We start from the raw sequence: 18,514 nt of genomic DNA on the forward strand, positions 1-18,514 counted from the left end.
TTAAATATCTATATTTGTCCAATCAAAGTTGGGAATGCAGTTTAAACATCCAGAAATTCTTTGGGCCCTTTTTCTCCTACTAATTCCCATTTTAATCCATCTATTTCAGCTTCGAAGGTTTAAAAAAACTCCTTTCACCAATGTGGCCATGCTACAGAAAGTGGTTTCGGAATCAAGAAAGAGCAATACGCTGAAGAAGTGGTTGCTGCTGTTGACAAGGTTACTTCTTTTAGCGTGCTTAATTATCGCATTTGCCCAACCGTTCTCGGCCTCGCTAACCGCGCTCCAACAAAAGGAAACTGTGGTTTATCTTGACGATTCGTTCAGTATGCAGGCCAAAGCCAACGGGATTACTTTACTTGAAAAATCGGTTCAAAACCTAATAAAGAGCCTGGATGCGGAGCAGGTTTTTAGTCTTTTCACCAACCAACGTACCTTTAAAAATATTAGGGTCAAGGACATTCAGAACAATTTATTGTCACTCCCCTATTCGCATAAACAGCTGACATTGGATGAAATCCAGTTAAAGGGGAACACCCTGTTTTCGGAATCAAATGCCATGCAAAAAAATCTCATCCTGATATCCGATTTTCAACAAAATTTAGCTTCCACATCGATACCGGCAGACTCCTCGATTACCTCGTATTTTGTTTCAATGCTGCCCCAAGAGGTTAAAAACGTAACGATAGATTCCGTCCACATAAAAAATGGTCCTTTGGACCAGGTTTCGCTAACAACGCTTCTTTCCGGTGGAGATGATGGCGAAAACTTACCGATTTCGCTTTATAACGGTGATACCTTGATTGCCAAGACTTCTGCGAAGTTTAAAATTGATGGCAGGTCAGCAGTGGAGTTTTCCATTCCTGCAAACAAGGAAATCAAAGGAAAACTTCAAATCACGGATGCGGGTTTGAACTATGATAATCAGTTCTACTTCAACATCAATAAAAAAGAAAGGATACGCGTTTTGTCCATTGGTGAGCCTGCAGATTACTTATCAAGATTGTATACTTCGGATGAATTCGAATTGGTGCAGACTACCTTGAATCAGTTGGATTATAGCGCTATTGACCAGCAAAACGTTGTTATATTGAATAGCTTGACAGCGATTCCCAATAGTTTACAGCAAGTGCTCCGTATTTTTAAACAGAATGGTGGCACGCTTATCGTTATTCCATCCAAGGAAAGCGATTTGACCTCTTATAATCAGTTCTTATCAGGTTTTTATGGAACTAGGTTGACGGAAAGAAGTGACTCAGAGAAAAAAATCACTTCGATCTCATTCGGACATCCGTTATATCGCAACGTATTTGAAAGGAAGGTCGATAATTTTCAATATCCCTATCTGAAGTACTCGTATAAGGTTCAGTCTCGAGCCCCGCGAATACTTTCCCTGGAAGGAAACGATGCTTTTTTGATTGGAAATGATGGCTTTTATCTGTTCACTGCTTCATTGGAAGATGACAACTCCAATTTTAAGAATTCGCCATTGATCGTGCCCACTTTCTACAATATGGGGGTCTTTAGTTTGAAAACATCTGAGCTGTATCATACTATTGGAGAAGCAAAGACCATTGATGTTTCCATTCGTTTGGCCAATGACAACATCTTGAGTGTCTCGCAACAAGGAAATGCTTTTATTCCCCTGCAACAGAGTTTTCCCAACAAGGTAAGTTTGACCTTTGATGAAAACCCAACAACAGATGGCATATTCGATATTTTAAATGAAAACGAATTCCTTAAGAATATCAGTTTTAATTATCCCAGGAAAGAGAGTCAGCTCAATTACATAAATCTGGATAATTTGGACAATGCAAACGTTCAAAATTCCATTCCTGCGCTCTTTGACCATCTCGAATCAGAGAATACCATTACCGCTTATTGGAAATGGTTTGTTATTTTAGCGCTGCTTCTGGCGCTCATTGAAGTAATCATTCAAAAATTTGTTACATGAACATGCTGCTGAAGTCGGCCAAAATAATATGCCCCGAGAACAAGGCGCTACACCTTAAAAAGCGGGATATCCTTATTAAGAAAGGAGTTATAGAAAAGATAGCAGCTTCTATTGAGGCACCTTCAAACAGCAAGATTGTCAATAAGAAAAACTTACATGTTTCACTAGGGTGGTTCGATTCCAGTATCAGCTTTGGCGAACCTGGTTTTGAAGAGCGCGAAACCATAGCAAACGGTCTCAAGGTAGCAGCCCGTAGTGGTTTTACCGATATCGTTTTGAATCCAAATACCAAACCCGTACCGGATACCAGTTCTGATGTTGTTTTCCTTAAGGAAAGAGCAAATGGAAGCGCCACGCGCTTGCACCCTTTGGGAACTCTGACGAAAAATGCGGAAGGTGTTGATTTGGCCGAGCTATATGACATGGGAAATGCAGGGGCGGTGGCCTTCTATGATTTCAAAAAACAAATCTCGAATCCGAACCTTCTAAAAATTGCATTGTTGTATGCACAGAATTTTGACGGTTTGGTGCTTTCTTTTCCAGTGGATAACCAAATCAAAGGTAAGGGCATTGTTCATGAAGGGGAAATCTCCACTTCTTTAGGCCTGAAAGGAATCCCCAGTCTGGCCGAAGAGTTACAGATTGCAAGGGACCTTTTTATCTTGGAATATACGGGCGGCAAATTGCATATTCCTACCATTTCGACGGCAAATTCAGTGAAGTTGATTGCCAACGCCAAAAAGAAAGGGTTAAATGTTAGCTGTAGTGCGGCCATTCATAATCTGATATACACGGATGATTCCCTAAAAGAATTTGATACCTTTTATAAAGTATCCCCTCCCCTTCGTAGTGCTTCAGATTGCAAGGCATTGATCAAGGGACTTAAAGACGGAACCGTAGATTTTGTGACCACAGATCACCTTCCCATCGATGTGGAAGAAAAACGGGTTGAATTTGACAACGCAGCCAATGGAACTATTGGTATGGAATCGGCATTTGGTAGTTTGAACCGAGTTTTCGGTTTGGAGGATACCATTGCAATGCTGACCAAGGGACGTGAGCGATTTGGTCTGGTTACCCCAGAGCTAAAGGAAGGACAAGAAGCCTGTTTGACGCTTTTTGATCCCGAACCAGAATCAGTTTTTGAAACGGAAAATATTCTGTCAACTTCAAAAAATAGCATGTTCTTGGAAAGCCCCCTAAAAGGTAAGGTTTATGGAATCATAAATAACAACCAAATTTCAATCTAATATTTTGAGCAAGTCCAATCCCGGAAAAACAACTGCTATCATAGCCTATATTACCATAGTGGGAAGTCTGATTGCCATTACTATGAACATCGAACCAAAGAATGCTTACGCCCGGTTTCACACCCGACAGGCCTTTGGCATCCATTTGATTTTCCACGCCTTGGCCATTGTATTGACCTATACGGGGATAGTTTATGCTTCGTTTGGATTGTATTTTCTGTATTTAATTATTTGGGGATATGGATTTTTGCAAGCCCTAAACGGAAAAACCAAACCGCTTCCAATTATTGGCGAACATTTTCAAAAATGGTTTACCTTTATTCCGTAGTCAGTAGTCAGTAGTCAGTAGTCAGTAGTCAGTAGTCAGTAAAAATACAATGAAGGAAACTGGCCTAACGCAATAACATATCAACGAATAACAAAAATAGATGTCCCCCACCTCACTGTCTTTGGAATACCTACAGAGGCCATCGTCTCTAACCTCCGGAAAAATTCCTTCAATCTTTATGTTTCATGGTTATGGAAGTAATGAAGAAGATTTGTTCTCATTTGCTTCGGAACTCCCTGAGGAACTCCATGTAATCTCCGTTAAAGCTCCTTATGACCTTGAGCCCTTTGGGCATGCTTGGTATGCTATTAACTTTGACGCGGAATATGGAAAATGGAGTGATGATGAACAGGCCATAAGTTCTCGAGACAAAATAGTCGCATTCATTGACGAAGCCTGTGATGCATATGGATTGGACAGGGAGAATATTACCTTGTTAGGTTTTAGCCAGGGAACCATTCTCAGTTATTCCGTCGCACTTTCCTTCCCAGAAAAAATTAAGAATGTCGTTGCCTTGAGCGGTTATGTCAATGAAGGCATCTTGTTGCAAGGCTATCAGGAAAAGGACCATAGCTCACTTAATATTTATGCCTCTCATGGTCAGGTAGACCAAGTGATTCCTTTGGAATGGGCCCAAAAAACGCCCGATTTTTTAACCGCATTGGGAGTGTCACACAAATATGAGGAATTTCCAATTGGACATGGGGTTTCCCAACAAAACTTCTATTCGTTCAGGGATTGGCTAAAGCAACATATTTAGTTGCTTCTCGTATACAATAAATGATCCATCAAGGTAAAATCAACACCAAGGTCATCCTTGAGTTCATATTTGATGACCAAATCACCCCAGTACTTTCCGTCGGAAAAATCGGCCAACAACCATCTGTGATTTAGAATTTTGATTTTATTGATTTTGAAATCACTCTCCATTCCCTCATAAGGAACTAGTGGGTTATTTCCTTTTTTCTCGTTGGTCTCCAACAGCTTGTCCTCAATATATCTGGATGGATTTTTCAAGTTCAAATGGTCGTAATAGGCCAAGGCATCATCATTGTTTTCCAAAGAAAAGTATTGCATATCCATTATTCTCAGTTGCGATTGCTGAAGTGAATCCTTAAGACCGGCAACTTCGGTCCGCAATTTTTCAACATCAGAACTCATGCTCTTCTGCAGGTTGTTAGCACTAATGAATTGGTACAATGCAATCAATGCGGCAAATACAAATAAATAAAGGAAGATTTTATTCTTCATGGGTTTTAAATCTTTAGTTTCAAATTATCGTAGGCTAAACAAACATTTTCAGGGAGTTCGCGCTGCACCTCTGCATGGAATCCCAGTAAATGGCTAATATGTGTAAAATAAGTCCTTTCAGCACCCATTTTTTCAGCAAAAACGAGGGCTTCGTCCAAATTAAAATGTGAATGATGGGGTTCTTTGCGCAGTGCATTGATTACCAAGACCTTTGCATTGGCGATTTTTTCCATTTGATCTTCTTCAACACGTTTCACATCGGTCAGGTAAACAAAATCACCAAAACGATAACCAAAAACAGGAAGCCTGTTATGGTAAGCTTCAATGGGGATTACCTCCAATCCTTCCAATTTTAACGGTGAATTCTTCTCAACCAGATTGACTTTGACGGCGGGGGCCCCAGGATATCGGTCTTCATCGGCAAAAATATAATCAAAGCGTCTTTTTAGGGATTGCGCCACCCTTTCATGCGCATAGATTGGAATATCTCCCTGTCTAAAAAAGAAAGGTCGGATATCATCAATACCAGCGGTGTGATCTGCATGTTCATGGGTGAATAATATTCCATCCAATTTGGGGATGGGATTGGCTAGCATTTGTTGTCTGAAATCGGGTCCACAATCTATTACGTAGTGAAAGTCATTCCATGAGATCAACACCGAAACACGAAGCCTTTTGTCTTTCGGATCTGAACTTAGACAAACTGGATGATTGCTTCCAATAATGGGTATTCCTTGGGAGGTTCCCGTGCCCAAAAAAGTAATGGTCATCACGTCATCCATTAAAATCAAAATTATAACTTATTTATTTAATAGATTTGATTAAGAGTGTAACTTTGTTTTTATTAAAATCCAGGTTATGGCCACTGCACCTAACAATCAAAATGCGTTTGAAAATATTCCGTCCATTAAGGCGAAAACGCTTAGAATAAATCTCAACCCTAACATTTATGGAACCTTTGCGGAAATTGGCGCAGGTCAGGAAACCGCTAGGCAATTTTTCAGGGCTGGTGGGGCTTCAGGAACCATAGCAAAAGCAATGAGCGCCTATGACAAAGCTTTTAGTGATGCCATCTATGGCTCTGAAGAAGATGGCAGATACGTAACCCAAGCTAGGTTAAAGCGAATGTTGGCTCATGAAATGAATTTGGTTGAGGAGCGAATTAGCCGGGAGAACAATCCTGATTATTTGTTTTTTACCTACGCCAACACCGTGGCCACGATCGATTTTTCGAAAAGATACAAAGGACATGGTTGGATCGGTATCCGCTTTCAACTGGATCCCAAACAAAAGGAATATGACGAAATCGTGCTCCATGTACGTTTCAAGCAAAATGAGGCAAGACTGCAGCAAGAAACTTTGGGTACGTTGGGTGTAAACTTGATTTATGGCGCTTTCTTCAAATATCACAAGCCAAAAAAATTACTCAAATACCTTTATGATCATATTGACCATGATACCATAGAACTTGACATGGTCAATTTTACAGGTCCTAATTTCAAAGATGTGGATAATAGATTAATGAGTCTGCAGCTTATTAGAAACGATATGACCGATGCGGTTATGTTTGGTCCAGATGGGAATAACTTATTACCGGCCGCGGTATTATACAAAAAGAACATTTTGGCACTTCGCGGAAGTTTCCGTCCCGTGACCAAGGTCAATATGGATATGTTCCAAAAGTCGTACGACATTTTTATACGGGAACAAACCGTGGAATACGAAAATACCATTGTTGTGTTCGAGATTACCCTATCCAACCTTAAGGCAGCGGGTGAGATTGATGAGCAAGATTTTATGGACCGCGCAGAATTACTGTGCTCCCTAGGTCATACCGTGTTGATTTCCAAATTCCAAGAATATTATAGACTGGTTGAGTACTTTAACAATTATACCAAAGCCAAAATAGGATTGACCATGGGAGTCAATAATTTGGTGGATGTATTCGATGAAAAATATTATCGTGACCTGAGCGGTGGAATCTTGGAGGCATTTGGAAAACTGTTCTTTAAAGATTTGAAGGTATACCTATATCCGATGAAAGATGCGACTACCGGCCAAATCATGACCAGTAACAACGTAAAGGTGCATCCAAGGATGAAGGAATTGTACAAATTCTTTAAGTACAATGGTAAGGTGATGGACATAATCGATTATGATCCTGATATCATGCACATATTCTCAAGAGAGGTGCTAAAACGAATCACAAATGACGAAGAAGGTTGGGAAGAAATGCTGCCTGAAGGGATTTCTGAAATGATCAAGGAGAAACAGCTGTTCGCCAAAAAGAAGCAACTCCCTGAAAAGGAAAAAGCTTAAGAAATTCCAGTAATAGATGTTAAAAAGGCCCACTTGTGGGCCTTTTTGTGTATTATGCTTCTTCCAAAATTTGGGCTGCATGGTTCTTTGCCTTCACTTTATCTATTACTTTTTCGACAACACCATTTTCATCAACGACAAATGTGATTCTATGGATACCATCAAATACCCGCCCCATAAACTTTTTGGGTCCCCATACTCCAAAAGCATCGATTACGGCATGGTCAGTGTCTGCCAATAAAGGATACGGAAACTTAAACTTATTGCGAAAATTGGTTTGCTTGCGCTCTGTATCCTCACTAACTCCCAAAATTTCAAATCCATGCTGCTGCAGTTCTCCATAATGATCCCTTATATTACAGGCTTCAACGGTACATGTTGGTGTATTCGCTCTTGGATAGAAAAAGACCACCAATTTCTTTCCTTTAAAATCTGAAAGATTTACAGTGTTTCCATCTTGGTCTTTTGCTGAAAATTCAGGTACTTTATCACCCGCTTTTAAGGTATTCATATGTATTCAACTTTAAATCAATTGTTTAATTTATTTTTATCAAAGTTAAACAAAAATGACAAAACAAGATAAAATAGCTTTCACAATTCGGACCTTGGATGAACTTTATCCGACCATTCCTATCCCTTTGGACCATAATGATCCTTATACTTTATTAATTGCCGTACTCCTGTCGGCCCAAAGCACGGATGTAAGGGTAAATCAGATTACCCCTCTCCTATTTGCAAGAGCGGACAATCCTTATGATATGGTCAAACTTACTGTGGATCAGATTCGGGAAATTATAAAACCGGTAGGACTTTCCCCAATGAAATCAAAGGGAATCCATGGGTTATCCAAAATATTGATTGAAAAATACAATGGTGAGGTTCCGAAAGAAATGGAACTGCTTGAAGAGTTACCGGCCGTGGGGCATAAAACCGCCAGTGTCGTGGTGTCACAGGCTTTTGGTATCCCAGCATTTCCCGTAGACACCCATATTCATAGGCTTATGTACCGCTGGGGATTCAGCAATGGTAAAAATGTGGTGCAGACCGAAAAAGATGCCAAAAGATTGTTTCCTGAAGAAATTTGGAACAAACTGCACCTTCAGATTATATGGTATGGTCGCGAATACTCTCCAGCACGTGGATGGGATCTGGAAAAGGACATTATTACCAAGACCATTGGTCGGAAGACCGTACTTAATGAATACCATAAAAACAAAAAGAGCCGCTAATTGCGGCTCTTTTTGTTCAGTTTTGAAGTCCTAATTCAAGGTTACTTCAAATTTGTGTTTTTTGTAATCAACTACTTGAATCGATTTTGAATAGCTAAGCAAGAAATCAATAGTTTCTCTTCTAGCTTTTACCGATTTAACGGTTTTTTGTTCTTCAGAGTAAATATTTTCCATATTCTAGCATTAATGTTACAATTAGATAACGCCGCTAATATGGAAATATTGCTGTGTTCGATAGAATGCAGATTAATTCGTTAAAACGATATTATTCCTATTTACGATCTTTCTTAGGTTGATAAGGGCGTATCGCATTCTTCCCAGAGCTGTATTGATGCTGACACCAGTGTTTTCGGATATCTCCTTAAAACTCATGTCCTTATAGATACGCATGATCAGTACTTCTTTCTGATCTTCAGGTAATTCTTCTATCAAAAGGGTCAAATCGCTATCAATTTGATCTTTGATGATTTGTTTTTCAGCATTTAGCTTTTCATCCTTGATTACAGAGAAGATGTTGAAATCGTCATTACCTTCAAATTTGGGCATCCTCTTGTTCTTACGGAAATGATCAATGATCAAGTTATGGGCTATTCGCATCACCCAAGGTAAAAACTTACCCTCTTCACTATAAGTTCCCCTTTTAAGGGTTTTGATCACTTTAATGAAGGTATCTTGGAAGATGTCCTCTGCAACATCCCTATCCAATACTTTGGAATAAATAAAACTGGAAATTCTCTGGTTATGGCGGTTGATAAGACTTTCAAGTGCCTTTTCGTCTCCGGCAATGTAATTCTTAACTAATATCGAGTCATCAATCTGTAGTTCCATACAAATTACTTTTTGGTTAAAACTAGGGCCCTCCCTTTTACAAGAAGGACTTGGAGTTATTAGCTTAATTTTAAAAAAGTAATTATTTCTGTATAGGCCTATCAGCTTTTTAATTACACATCAAATATAGAAAAACAGTGTGCTCGCAGAAAAACTATGTTGTGATTTGGGCATTTTTCGATGTTAACTCATACAATATACGTATTAAGTGTGGGGTATTGTATCTTTGGAACCCTAATTTTAACATATGTCCACGATCCAAAACATAGATCCTAAGAAAAATATCATCATAAAAGGTGCCAAACTGCATAACCTTAAGAATATCGATGTTGTTATTCCTAGGAACAAGCTTGTGGTCATTACCGGACTCTCCGGTTCGGGAAAATCCAGTCTGGCCTTTGATACGTTATATGCTGAAGGCCAGAGACGTTATGTAGAAAGTCTGTCGTCCTATGCACGACAGTTTTTGGGAAAATTGGACAAACCAAAGGTTGATTATATAAAAGGTATTGCCCCTGCCATTGCCATCGAACAAAAAGTAAACTCAACAAATCCCAGGTCAACAGTAGGTACCACGACCGAAATATATGATTATTTAAAGTTGCTGTATGCCCGCATTGGCAAAACAATTTCACCGGTTTCTGGCAATGAGGTCAAAAAAAATACCGTCACGGATGTCATCAACTATATAAAACCGCTATCCGAGGGAACCAAACTATTATTGCTTGCCCCCATCACCATAAAGGATGAAAGGGATCCTTTAAAATCCTTGGAATTGTTTTCCAAACAAGGTTACGCTCGAATCAAATATAAAGGAGAGGTCATACGAATTGATAATGTTCCCAATGATATAGGTAGAAAGTTCGATTTGGTTGTGGATAGGGTCATTGTAAAAGATGATGAGGATTTTTATAACCGTCTGGCGAATGCTGTGGACAATGCTTTTTTTGAAGGGAAAGGGCAATGTGCCATTGAAAATTTGGAAAATGGGGAGACCAAAACCTTTAGTAACCAGTTTGAATTGGACGGATTGAAGTTTTTGGAACCCAACGTACACCTGTTCAGTTTCAATAACCCTTACGGAGCCTGCCCAAAATGTGAAGGCTATGGCGATGTTATTGGTATCGATGAGGATTTGGTTATTCCCAACACCGCTTTATCCGTTTTTGAAAATGCAGTTTTTCCTTGGCGGGGAGAAAGTATGAGCTGGTATAGGGATCAATTGGTCAATGCTGCTTATAAGTTTGATTTTCCCATTCACAAACCCTGGTTTGAACTGACGGAAGAACAAAAACAATTGGTTTGGGATGGCAACGAACATTTTGTGGGGATCCATGCCTTTTTTCAGCAATTGGAGGAGAAAAGCTATAAGATCCAGAACAGGGTAATGCTTTCCCGTTACCGCGGAAAGACAAAATGTACAGTTTGTAAAGGCAAACGCCTACGGAAAGAGGCCAATTATGTAAAAGTAGGAGGACACTCCATTTCTGATTTGATTGAACTGCCTATCAAGAAGTTAATCCCATTTTTTGAAGAATTGCAACTATCGGAACATGATAATACCATTGCAAAGCGACTGTTGAAGGAAATCACTACGAGGCTTGATTTTTTGAGCAAGGTTGGACTCAGCTATCTAACCCTCAACCGGAAATCCAATACACTATCGGGAGGAGAAAGTCAACGAATCAATCTGGCAACTTCTTTGGGCAGTAGTTTGGTTGGGTCGATGTATATTTTGGATGAGCCAAGCATAGGGCTCCATCCCAAGGACACGGAAAATCTTATTGAGGTTCTCCTATCCCTTCGGGATTTGGGCAATACGGTAATTGTGGTGGAACATGATGAGGATATTATGAAAGCTGCTGATGAAGTCATCGATATTGGCCCCGAAGCTGGAACCCTGGGAGGCGAGGTCGTGGCTACCGGAAGTTTGGATGCCATCTTAAAGGCCAACTCCTTGACTGCAGATTATTTAAATGGTACTAAAGAGATTGAGGTGCCCAAGGAACGTCGAAATTCCAAACATTATGTACAAATCATAGGTGCCCGTGAAAATAACCTTAAAAATATCAATGTCACCTTTCCGTTGAACATGCTTACCGTGGTGACGGGAGTATCCGGTAGCGGAAAAAGTACATTGGTCAAAAAGATTTTATATCCCACTATTTTAAAAGAAGTAGGCGGCTATGGTGAAAAGGCCGGTCAATTTAGCAAGGTTGAAGGTAAATATTCCCATATCAAACATGTGGAGTTTGTAGATCAAAATCCAATAGGCCGTTCTTCACGTTCAAATCCCGTGACCTACATAAAGGCTTATGATGACATCCGAGCGCTTTTTGCTTCCCAAAAATTGAGTAAGCTCCGTGGATACCAGGCAAAGCATTTTTCTTTTAATGTTGATGGAGGACGCTGCGAAAAATGTAAGGGAGAAGGAGAGATCACGGTGGAAATGCAATTTATGGCCGATGTGCATTTGGAATGTGATGCCTGCGGAGGGAAACGTTTTAAAAAGGAAATCCTGGAAGTTCAATTTGAAGGGAAAAGTATCCACGATATCCTTAGTCTGACCATTGATGATGCCATTCATCATTTCAAAACCCATCAACAGGACAAAATTGTAAATAAGTTACAACCCTTGCAGGATGTTGGTTTAGGTTATGTGACCTTAGGTCAGTCCTCCTCTACTCTTTCTGGTGGTGAAGCACAACGGATTAAGTTGGCTTCCTTCTTGGTTAAGGGAAACACCAAGGAAAAGGCCCTATTCATCTTTGATGAACCTACTACCGGACTTCATTTTCATGATATCAAAAAGTTGCTAAAATCTTTTGATGAATTGATATCCAAAGGGCATTCCGTTATCGTTATCGAGCATAATATCGAACTGATCAAATGTGCCGATTATATTGTCGATTTGGGGCCTGAAGGTGGAGAAAATGGAGGTCACCTAATAGCCGAAGGTACTCCGGAAGAGCTTATCCAAAGTAAAGAATCACACACCGCGAGATACCTAAAGGACAAAATATAACCTCGGGCTATCGTATATCATCCGAGCAGGGGCGCTGAGCGAAGTCGAAGCGCAATTCCTGTCAACCCATATCTATTTGATTGGTGAAAAAGCTGTTGGAACCAATAGTTCTGCGGTAAGGGAATCAACAAGTCTACCGTCCTTGATGGAGTTCTCATAAGCGGTTTTCCAAGCAGGATCATTACCGAAATTTTCCCAGCTTTGCCTACGCGCTGTCGTATCTGAAAATGTTACAAAATATAGCAAGGTATTATCTGCACCTTCCTCACCCTCTTCCAAATCAAAATAAACTAGGTTGTTGATTCCGTTGTTTTCAAAAATCTTGAGCGTATGATCTTGGAACCTACTGTGCAGACTGTCCAACTTGTCTTCAAAGGTATAATAGGTACGGAGGGAAAATATCCTGGGCTCCTTTTTTTCAACTTTGAGTTCGGGAGAATAATCGGTATAGGTCAAAAATCTATTGGCTATTGAATCGATGATGGCGCCATCCGCTATGGAAGCCTTCCTTACCTTCTTCCACTCTGGATCATTAATAAAAGCTTCCCACGATTTGTCACGATCTTCCTTGTTTTGATATCCCAATAGATAGACCAATTTGTTTTCATGGTTATCCAAGGGTAGCCAATATCCCAAATTGACCATACCATGTTTTTTAAACAAATCCATGGTGTGATCATTAAATCGATCTAAAAGATTGTTCAATTTATCTGGATGACAATAGTATGTCCGCATTTCAAAAAACTGTGGTGTAGCAGGTGCCGCATCCGTAGCAACAACTGCTGAAGGTTCCTCCTTTTTCTCGGTTTGCTTGCACGCAACCATACTGAGGATGGTAAAAAACACTAGTATTCTTTTCATTGTTAAAGATTTGATTTTAAGATATATAAAACCGTTCTCCCCTAAAAGGGGCGTATATCACCTAAGCGCATTGTAGAGGAACATTAATTTCATGTCATTCTGTAAAAAACTCCAATTTATCAAGATTTTCCATCAATCCAAAAGCATGGTTTATCAAGTCATACTCCCCTTTGGTAAATATAGCTTAAAGAAATCCTATTGAAAATCAAATTTTTGCAAGAGACTGTAGGTCGTTTTTAAATATCTACAGCATACGCTTATAGATTTAAAAATGAATTGCTAATAAATACAGGTTTCATTTGACAATATTTTTACGCGCTATCATACTGGTCTTTACTATAGTGGTTTCAAGTACTACAACATTCGTATGTACTTCCAATTTGTCATTTGCTGCTCCAATAGCCCAACCAAGTTTTAGCCAAAGTTGTACCCAACCTACAGGTGCACGGCATCCTGCCGGGCTTTGGAATCCCTGTATTTCCAACACCAACCAACCAAAAACAGGTTAAAACCCAAATCGTCATGTATCATAGGTCCCATTTAACTCAAAAAAAGAGAAAGTTATATAGCGTACTACTGCTCTTCGCGCTATTTGCGGTTGCCATTCAAGTCTTGGCGCCACATAATCCCCGACCGAGTTTTGATGGCCTAATCTCGATGAATGTAAATGGTCCATCCCATATGACTTCAAACGTTGAACTCTTTGTTCCAGCCATTGCCATTATCAAATCAGGGGCGACTTTTGATTGGGGTTTTCCCCCTGCCCCAGGAGGCTGCGACTACATTGAATACACCTACACCGTAACCAATGAGAGCACCTCCGGTGAGATACTTAGCAATGTCGTGATCAACGATATCGATCTGGGATTGGTTTATGATGCTGATTCCCAACCATTTCCTATTACGGGGGACGATAATGCAAACTTCTTGCTTGAACCTGGGGAAACATGGCTAGTTGTTATATTCCATACTATTACCGAGCAAAACCGCATTGACGGTCAATTTGGACTCAACCCGGCTACCGTTGTTGCAAATGTTCAGGGACAGGCACTACAAGTAAGTGACCTTTCACACCCTACGGATGTTTTGGACGATGGAGCCACCATTATCGACCTTACCCATTGCCAAATTCCTTCGATAGGTATGATCAAAGGTGGAACTACCATAGATATAGATGGGGATTTTTGTGATGAAAGTATCGAGTATGTCATTATCGTAAGAAATACAGGACACCTTGATCTAAATGAAATTGAGGTAACGGATACGCAAATTTTACAAGGCAATATTCCCGGACCTCTAGCTGGCGATGATATTGGCGATGATGGCATTTTATCACCCGGTGAAGAATGGGAGTATCGCATCCTATGGCCAATAGATGATACCTTGATTGTTGCAGGAACTATTTACAACCAAGCTACAGTAATGGCAGAGGTTGTCAATACTGGCGCACAAATTTCCGATCTTTCCCATGATTCAGATTTTACTTTGGATGATGATTCCCCTACACCTGTTGATGATCCCAGCTGTTTACCAGGTGCTACTGGAATATCAAATATTAGTCTATTAAAAACAGGGAGTTTAGCAGATTTAGATATCAATGGCTGCTCGGAGTCCATACTCTACACTTTTATAGTTCGTAACGAAGGGGATGTGGACTTGGACGAAATCACATTGATGGATGAAGCTCTTTCCCTTAATCCGATTACAGGTCCAACTGTCGACGTCGGTATTCCCGGAGTCCTTGATGTTGGTGAGGTATGGACCTTCCATGCCACTTATACAATCACTTTGGACGATATAGCTGCCACTCAGGTAAGTAACCAAGCATGGGTCTCTGGAGAACCCGTGGGATTCGATTTTCCCGTATTTGATTACTCAGATCCTTCAGATCCCAACGACGACCGGATTACCGTGACCACTGGAGTGGAAAATGCCTGCGTTCCAGGAATAAGCCTTCTAAAGGATTTTCAGCTGTTGGATTTAAACAATGACGGCTGCTTTGAGACCATTGAATATGAGTTCACCGTTGACAATACGGGCACAGTGGATCTATCCTCAGTGTCCTTAACAGATCCATTAATAAGCGACCCCATTGGATCACCCGAGTCAGGAGATGACAATAATGATGGCGTTCTTGATGTCGGCGAGACCTGGATTTACCGGATAGAATACCCCATTACCCAAGCTGATATCGATGCCGGACAGGTGGTCAACCAAGCAACGGTAACCGCCTTAGATCCAGATAACATTCCAATACAGGATCTGTCCCACCCAACGGATCCGACATTGGATGGCGATACGACGACTTCGATTGCCGGCACCTGTGTGTCCGAATCGGCAATTTCGCTTCTCAAGGATTCTCAATTGCTCGATCTAAACAGTGATGGCTGTGATGAGACCATTGAATACCAGTTCACGGTTATAAACACCGGAGCAGAGGACCTTAATCTGGTTTCCTTGATCGATCCATTGGTGGGTAATGACCCCATCGCACTGGACCCATCGGAAGATGACCTTGTCGATGGTGTGCTTTCGGTCGGTGAGGATTGGGTTTACGTGGTCCAATATCCGATTACCCAAGCTGACATCACTGCGACCCAGGTTGTCAACCAAGCTACCGTGACCGCTTTTGATAGCGGCAATAATGCTGTGCTTGACCTGTCACATCCCACCGACCAGACCTTGGATGGCGATACCACTACATCGACTGTAGGTACCTGTGTGTCCGCGGCTACCATAGCGCTTGTCAAGGATTTCCAATTGCTCGATACAAATACCGACGGCTGCGATGATACCATTGAATACCTGTTCACAGTGACCAATACCGGTACCCAAGATCTCCGACAGGTATCCCTGACAGATGTATTGATAGGCAACAATCCCATCGCACTGCCCGCAGGACAGGATGACAATAACGACGCAGTCCTGTCGGTTGGTGAGGACTGGGTCTATCAGGCCCTATACCCCATTACACAGGCCGATATCACCGCGACCCAGGTGGTCAACCAGGCAACGGTGACAGCGGTCGACGGCGACAACAATGCTTTACAGGACCTGTCCCACGCTACGGACCAGACCTTGGATGGAAACACCACTACTTCAACCGTCGGTACCTGTGTGGCCGGACCAGCGATAGCGCTGCTAAAGGATTCTCAACTGCTCGATCTAAACAGTGATGGCTGTGATGAGACCATTGAATACCAGTTTACGGTGATAAATACCGGAGCAGAAGACCTTACTCTGGTCTCATTAATTGATTTGGTTGTAAGCAATGACCCCATCGCACTGGACCCATCGGAAGATGACCTTGTCGATGGTGTGCTTTCGGTCGGTGAGGATTGGGTTTACGTGGTCCAATATCCGATTACCCAAGCTGACATCACTGCGACCCAGGTTGTCAATCAAGCTACCGTGACTGCTTTTGATAGCGGCAATAACGCGGTGCTTGACCTGTCACATCCCACTGATCAGACCTTGGATGGCGATACCACTACATCGACGGTAGGCACTTGCGTGTCCGCCGCTACCATAGCGCTTGTCAAGGATTTTCAATTGCTCGATACAAATACCGATGGCTGCGATGATACCATTGAATACCTGTTCACAGTGACCAATACCGGCACCCAAGATCTCCGACAGGTATCCCTGACAGATGTATTGATAGGCAACAATCCCATCGCACTGCCCGCAGGACAGGATGACAATAACGACGCAGTCCTGTCGGTTGGTGAGGACTGGGTCTACCAGGCCCTATACCCCATTACACAGGCCAATATCACCGCGACCCAGGTCGTCAACCAGGCAACGGTGACAGCGGTCGATGGCGAAAACAATCCCATACAGGATCTGTCCCACCCTACGGACCAGACCTTGGATGGAAACACCACCACTTCAACAGTAGGTACCTGTGTGGCCGGGCCAGCGATAGCACTGCTAAAGGATTCTCAACTGCTCGATCTAAACAGTGATGGCTGTGATGAGACCATCGAATACCAGTTCACAGTCATAAATACCGGAGTAGAAGACCTTGCCCTAGTTTCGCTGATCGATCCAGTGATAAGCAATGACCCCATAAGCCTTCCGTCGGGACAGGACGACAATAACGATGGCGTTCTTTCGGTTGGTGAGGATTGGGTCTACGTGGTCCAATACCCCATTACCCAAAATGATATTACAGCAACCCAGGTTGTCAACCAAGCAACGGTAACTGCGATTGATGGTAGTAACAATGCAGTACTTGATCTGTCACATCCCACCGATCAGACCTTGGATGGCAATACCACCACTTCGACTGTAGGCACATGTGTAGCAGGCCCTTCAATCGGATTGATCAAAACGGCTCAAATCCTGGATCAAGACGGTGACAATTGCTTTGAAACCATACTCTATACCTTTGAAGTCCGTAATATCGGTGCAACAGATTTAGTTCAAATTTCTTTATCGGATGCGGCATTGTTTGGAGGCCAGCCCATCAATGGTCCCATCCCAGGAGATGATATTAATGAAATTGGTACGCTATCCGTGGGAGAGACGTGGAGGTATGAAGCTTTCTATCCCATTTCCCAAGTGGACATTGATGCCGGGCAAGTTCAAAACCGTGCAGAAGTTAGGGCTGTTGATAGTTCAACAAACAATATCATCTTCGATTTATCTGATGACAATTCCTTTACAGAGGATGACTTTACCATAACATCAACTGCTGGAGCATGCGATGCTGGACCTTCCATAAGTCTTGTGAAAGGAAGTGAATTGGTAGATCTGGATGATGATAACTGTCCAGATACCATTCAATATACCTTCGTAGTGACCAATACGGGAACCAGGGATTTGGACAGCATCGAAATTCTGGACGCAGTTGTATCAGGAAATGTAGCTATCGATGGGCCTGTACCAGCGGTGGATGAAAACGATGACAACATTCTTTCCGCCAATGGTGAATATTGGGTTTATGTACTGTTCTATCCCATTTCCCAGGAGGATATAAACCAAGGACAAGTTGAGAACCAAGCAACGGTAACAGCATTTGAACTAGGGACAACCAACAGTGTTTCCGATCTTTCTGATTTTCAATCCAGGGATGAGGACAGACCTACCATAACATTGCTGGATAATGATTGTTTCAATCCAACAGAACCACCCATAACCCCAACACCTTCTGGTGACTTTCAAATTTACAATGGGCTGACTCCAAATGGGGATGGCTTTAACGATTACTTCAGAATCGACGATATTGAAAATTATCCCAATAACCGCTTACAAGTTTTCAACAGATGGGGTGTATTAGTTTATGATGCTGAACCCTATGGAATGGATGGAAATCTATTTGACGGTTCTTCATCCGGTAGAGCTACTATTGCTTTTGAAAAGGAATTACCAAGCGGTACCTATTTCTATATCCTATCCTTTCCAGAAGAAAACCCAGGTCAAGAAAGTTATACCGGTTACTTGTATATCAACCGTGAATAAAGT

Annotated in this window: 13 protein-coding genes; 8 read left to right on the forward strand and 5 right to left on the reverse strand. The window is 41.6% G+C overall.

The genetic code is table 11. The features are described 5' to 3' along the window. Positions 1-34: 34 nt before the first annotated feature. The 4 genes from ACULLH_RS13395 to ACULLH_RS13410 all read left to right on the forward strand — a co-directional run bounded on the left by ACULLH_RS13395 (position 35) and on the right by ACULLH_RS13410 (position 4,292). On the forward strand, positions 35-1,954 hold the full coding sequence (locus ACULLH_RS13395) for a BatA domain-containing protein (RefSeq protein ID WP_454089263.1): 1,920 nt from the start codon (positions 35-37) through the stop codon (positions 1,952-1,954). Then, complete coding sequence (locus ACULLH_RS13400) at positions 1,951-3,204, forward strand: dihydroorotase (RefSeq protein ID WP_454089264.1); 1,254 nt, start codon at positions 1,951-1,953, stop codon at positions 3,202-3,204. The genes ACULLH_RS13395 and ACULLH_RS13400 overlap by 4 nt, the downstream gene beginning before the upstream one ends. Positions 3,205-3,208: 4 nt before the next feature. Further along, positions 3,209-3,532, forward strand: a complete 324-nt coding sequence (locus ACULLH_RS13405; RefSeq protein ID WP_454089265.1) for a hypothetical protein — start codon at positions 3,209-3,211, stop codon at positions 3,530-3,532. 100 nt (positions 3,533-3,632) lie between these two features. Then, positions 3,633-4,292: an alpha/beta hydrolase gene (locus ACULLH_RS13410; protein ID WP_454089266.1), complete on the forward strand. Its 660-nt coding sequence runs from the start codon at positions 3,633-3,635 to the stop codon at positions 4,290-4,292. Here the strand turns inward: ACULLH_RS13410 and ACULLH_RS13415 are convergent. Together ACULLH_RS13415 and ACULLH_RS13420 are read right to left on the reverse strand one after the other, a co-directional pair. Further along, positions 4,289-4,783, reverse strand: a complete 495-nt coding sequence (locus ACULLH_RS13415) for a hydrolase (protein WP_454089267.1) — start codon at positions 4,781-4,783, stop codon at positions 4,289-4,291. The two genes, ACULLH_RS13410 and ACULLH_RS13415, sit on opposite strands and share 4 nt — an antisense overlap. Positions 4,784-4,788: 5 nt before the next feature. After that, on the reverse strand, positions 4,789-5,553 hold the full coding sequence (locus tag ACULLH_RS13420; RefSeq protein WP_454089627.1) for an MBL fold metallo-hydrolase: 765 nt from the start codon (positions 5,551-5,553) through the stop codon (positions 4,789-4,791). A gap of 88 nt (positions 5,554-5,641) precedes the next feature. On the opposite strand from ACULLH_RS13420, the gene ACULLH_RS13425 reads away from it, so the two are divergent. Further along, on the forward strand, positions 5,642-7,102 hold the full coding sequence (locus tag ACULLH_RS13425) for a TonB-dependent receptor (RefSeq protein WP_454089268.1): 1,461 nt from the start codon (positions 5,642-5,644) through the stop codon (positions 7,100-7,102). A gap of 52 nt (positions 7,103-7,154) precedes the next feature. On the opposite strand, the gene bcp is transcribed toward ACULLH_RS13425, so the two are convergent. Next, entirely contained in the window at positions 7,155-7,613 is a 459-nt protein-coding gene (gene bcp, locus ACULLH_RS13430) for a thioredoxin-dependent thiol peroxidase (RefSeq protein ID WP_454089269.1), read from the reverse strand. A gap of 55 nt (positions 7,614-7,668) precedes the next feature. On the opposite strand from bcp, the gene ACULLH_RS13435 reads away from it, so the two are divergent. Continuing rightward, a complete protein-coding gene (locus tag ACULLH_RS13435) occupies positions 7,669-8,331 on the forward strand; it encodes an endonuclease III domain-containing protein (protein WP_454089270.1) in 663 nt (220 codons plus the stop codon). A gap of 246 nt (positions 8,332-8,577) precedes the next feature. Here the strand turns inward: ACULLH_RS13435 and ACULLH_RS13440 are convergent, their stop codons facing one another. Beyond that, the gene (locus ACULLH_RS13440; protein ID WP_454089271.1) at positions 8,578-9,159 is read right to left on the reverse strand and encodes an RNA polymerase sigma factor; all 582 of its coding nucleotides are present in this window, start codon (positions 9,157-9,159) and stop codon (positions 8,578-8,580) included. A 247-nt stretch (positions 9,160-9,406) separates the two neighbouring features. Between ACULLH_RS13440 and uvrA the strand changes: the two genes are divergently transcribed. Next, positions 9,407-12,184, forward strand: coding sequence for an excinuclease ABC subunit UvrA (uvrA, locus tag ACULLH_RS13445; RefSeq protein ID WP_454089272.1), 2,778 nt, complete (start codon positions 9,407-9,409; stop codon positions 12,182-12,184). Positions 12,185-12,256: 72 nt separating this feature from the next. Here the strand turns inward: uvrA and ACULLH_RS13450 are convergent, their stop codons facing one another. Further along, positions 12,257-13,045: an NIPSNAP family protein gene (locus ACULLH_RS13450; RefSeq protein ID WP_454089273.1), complete on the reverse strand. Its 789-nt coding sequence runs from the start codon at positions 13,043-13,045 to the stop codon at positions 12,257-12,259. Positions 13,046-13,567: 522 nt separating this feature from the next. Between ACULLH_RS13450 and ACULLH_RS13455 the strand changes: the two genes are divergently transcribed. Further along, positions 13,568-18,511 carry a gliding motility-associated C-terminal domain-containing protein gene (locus tag ACULLH_RS13455; protein WP_454089274.1) on the forward strand — a complete coding sequence of 1,648 codons (4,944 nt, stop codon included), beginning with the start codon at positions 13,568-13,570 and terminating at the stop codon, positions 18,509-18,511. The last annotated feature ends 3 nt before the right edge of the window (positions 18,512-18,514 follow it).

This window comes from Flagellimonas sp. 2504JD4-2, assembly GCF_053642935.1.

Coding starts and splice junctions, on each gene's coding strand:
- ACULLH_RS13395 (WP_454089263.1), top strand. CDS start 35: ATGCAGTTTAAACATCCAGAAATTCTTTGGGCCCTTTTTCTCCTACTA.
- ACULLH_RS13400 (WP_454089264.1), top strand. CDS start 1,951: ATGAACATGCTGCTGAAGTCGGCCAAAATAATATGCCCCGAGAACAAG.
- ACULLH_RS13410 (WP_454089266.1), top strand. CDS start 3,633: ATGTCCCCCACCTCACTGTCTTTGGAATACCTACAGAGGCCATCGTCT.
- ACULLH_RS13415 (WP_454089267.1), bottom strand. CDS start 4,783: ATGAAGAATAAAATCTTCCTTTATTTATTTGTATTTGCCGCATTGATT.
- ACULLH_RS13420 (WP_454089627.1), bottom strand. CDS start 5,553: ATGACCATTACTTTTTTGGGCACGGGAACCTCCCAAGGAATACCCATT.
- ACULLH_RS13425 (WP_454089268.1), top strand. CDS start 5,642: ATGGCCACTGCACCTAACAATCAAAATGCGTTTGAAAATATTCCGTCC.
- bcp (WP_454089269.1), bottom strand. CDS start 7,613: ATGAATACCTTAAAAGCGGGTGATAAAGTACCTGAATTTTCAGCAAAA.
- ACULLH_RS13435 (WP_454089270.1), top strand. CDS start 7,669: ATGACAAAACAAGATAAAATAGCTTTCACAATTCGGACCTTGGATGAA.
- ACULLH_RS13440 (WP_454089271.1), bottom strand. CDS start 9,159: ATGGAACTACAGATTGATGACTCGATATTAGTTAAGAATTACATTGCC.
- uvrA (WP_454089272.1), top strand. CDS start 9,407: ATGTCCACGATCCAAAACATAGATCCTAAGAAAAATATCATCATAAAA.
- ACULLH_RS13450 (WP_454089273.1), bottom strand. CDS start 13,045: ATGAAAAGAATACTAGTGTTTTTTACCATCCTCAGTATGGTTGCGTGC.
- ACULLH_RS13455 (WP_454089274.1), top strand. CDS start 13,568: ATGTATCATAGGTCCCATTTAACTCAAAAAAAGAGAAAGTTATATAGC.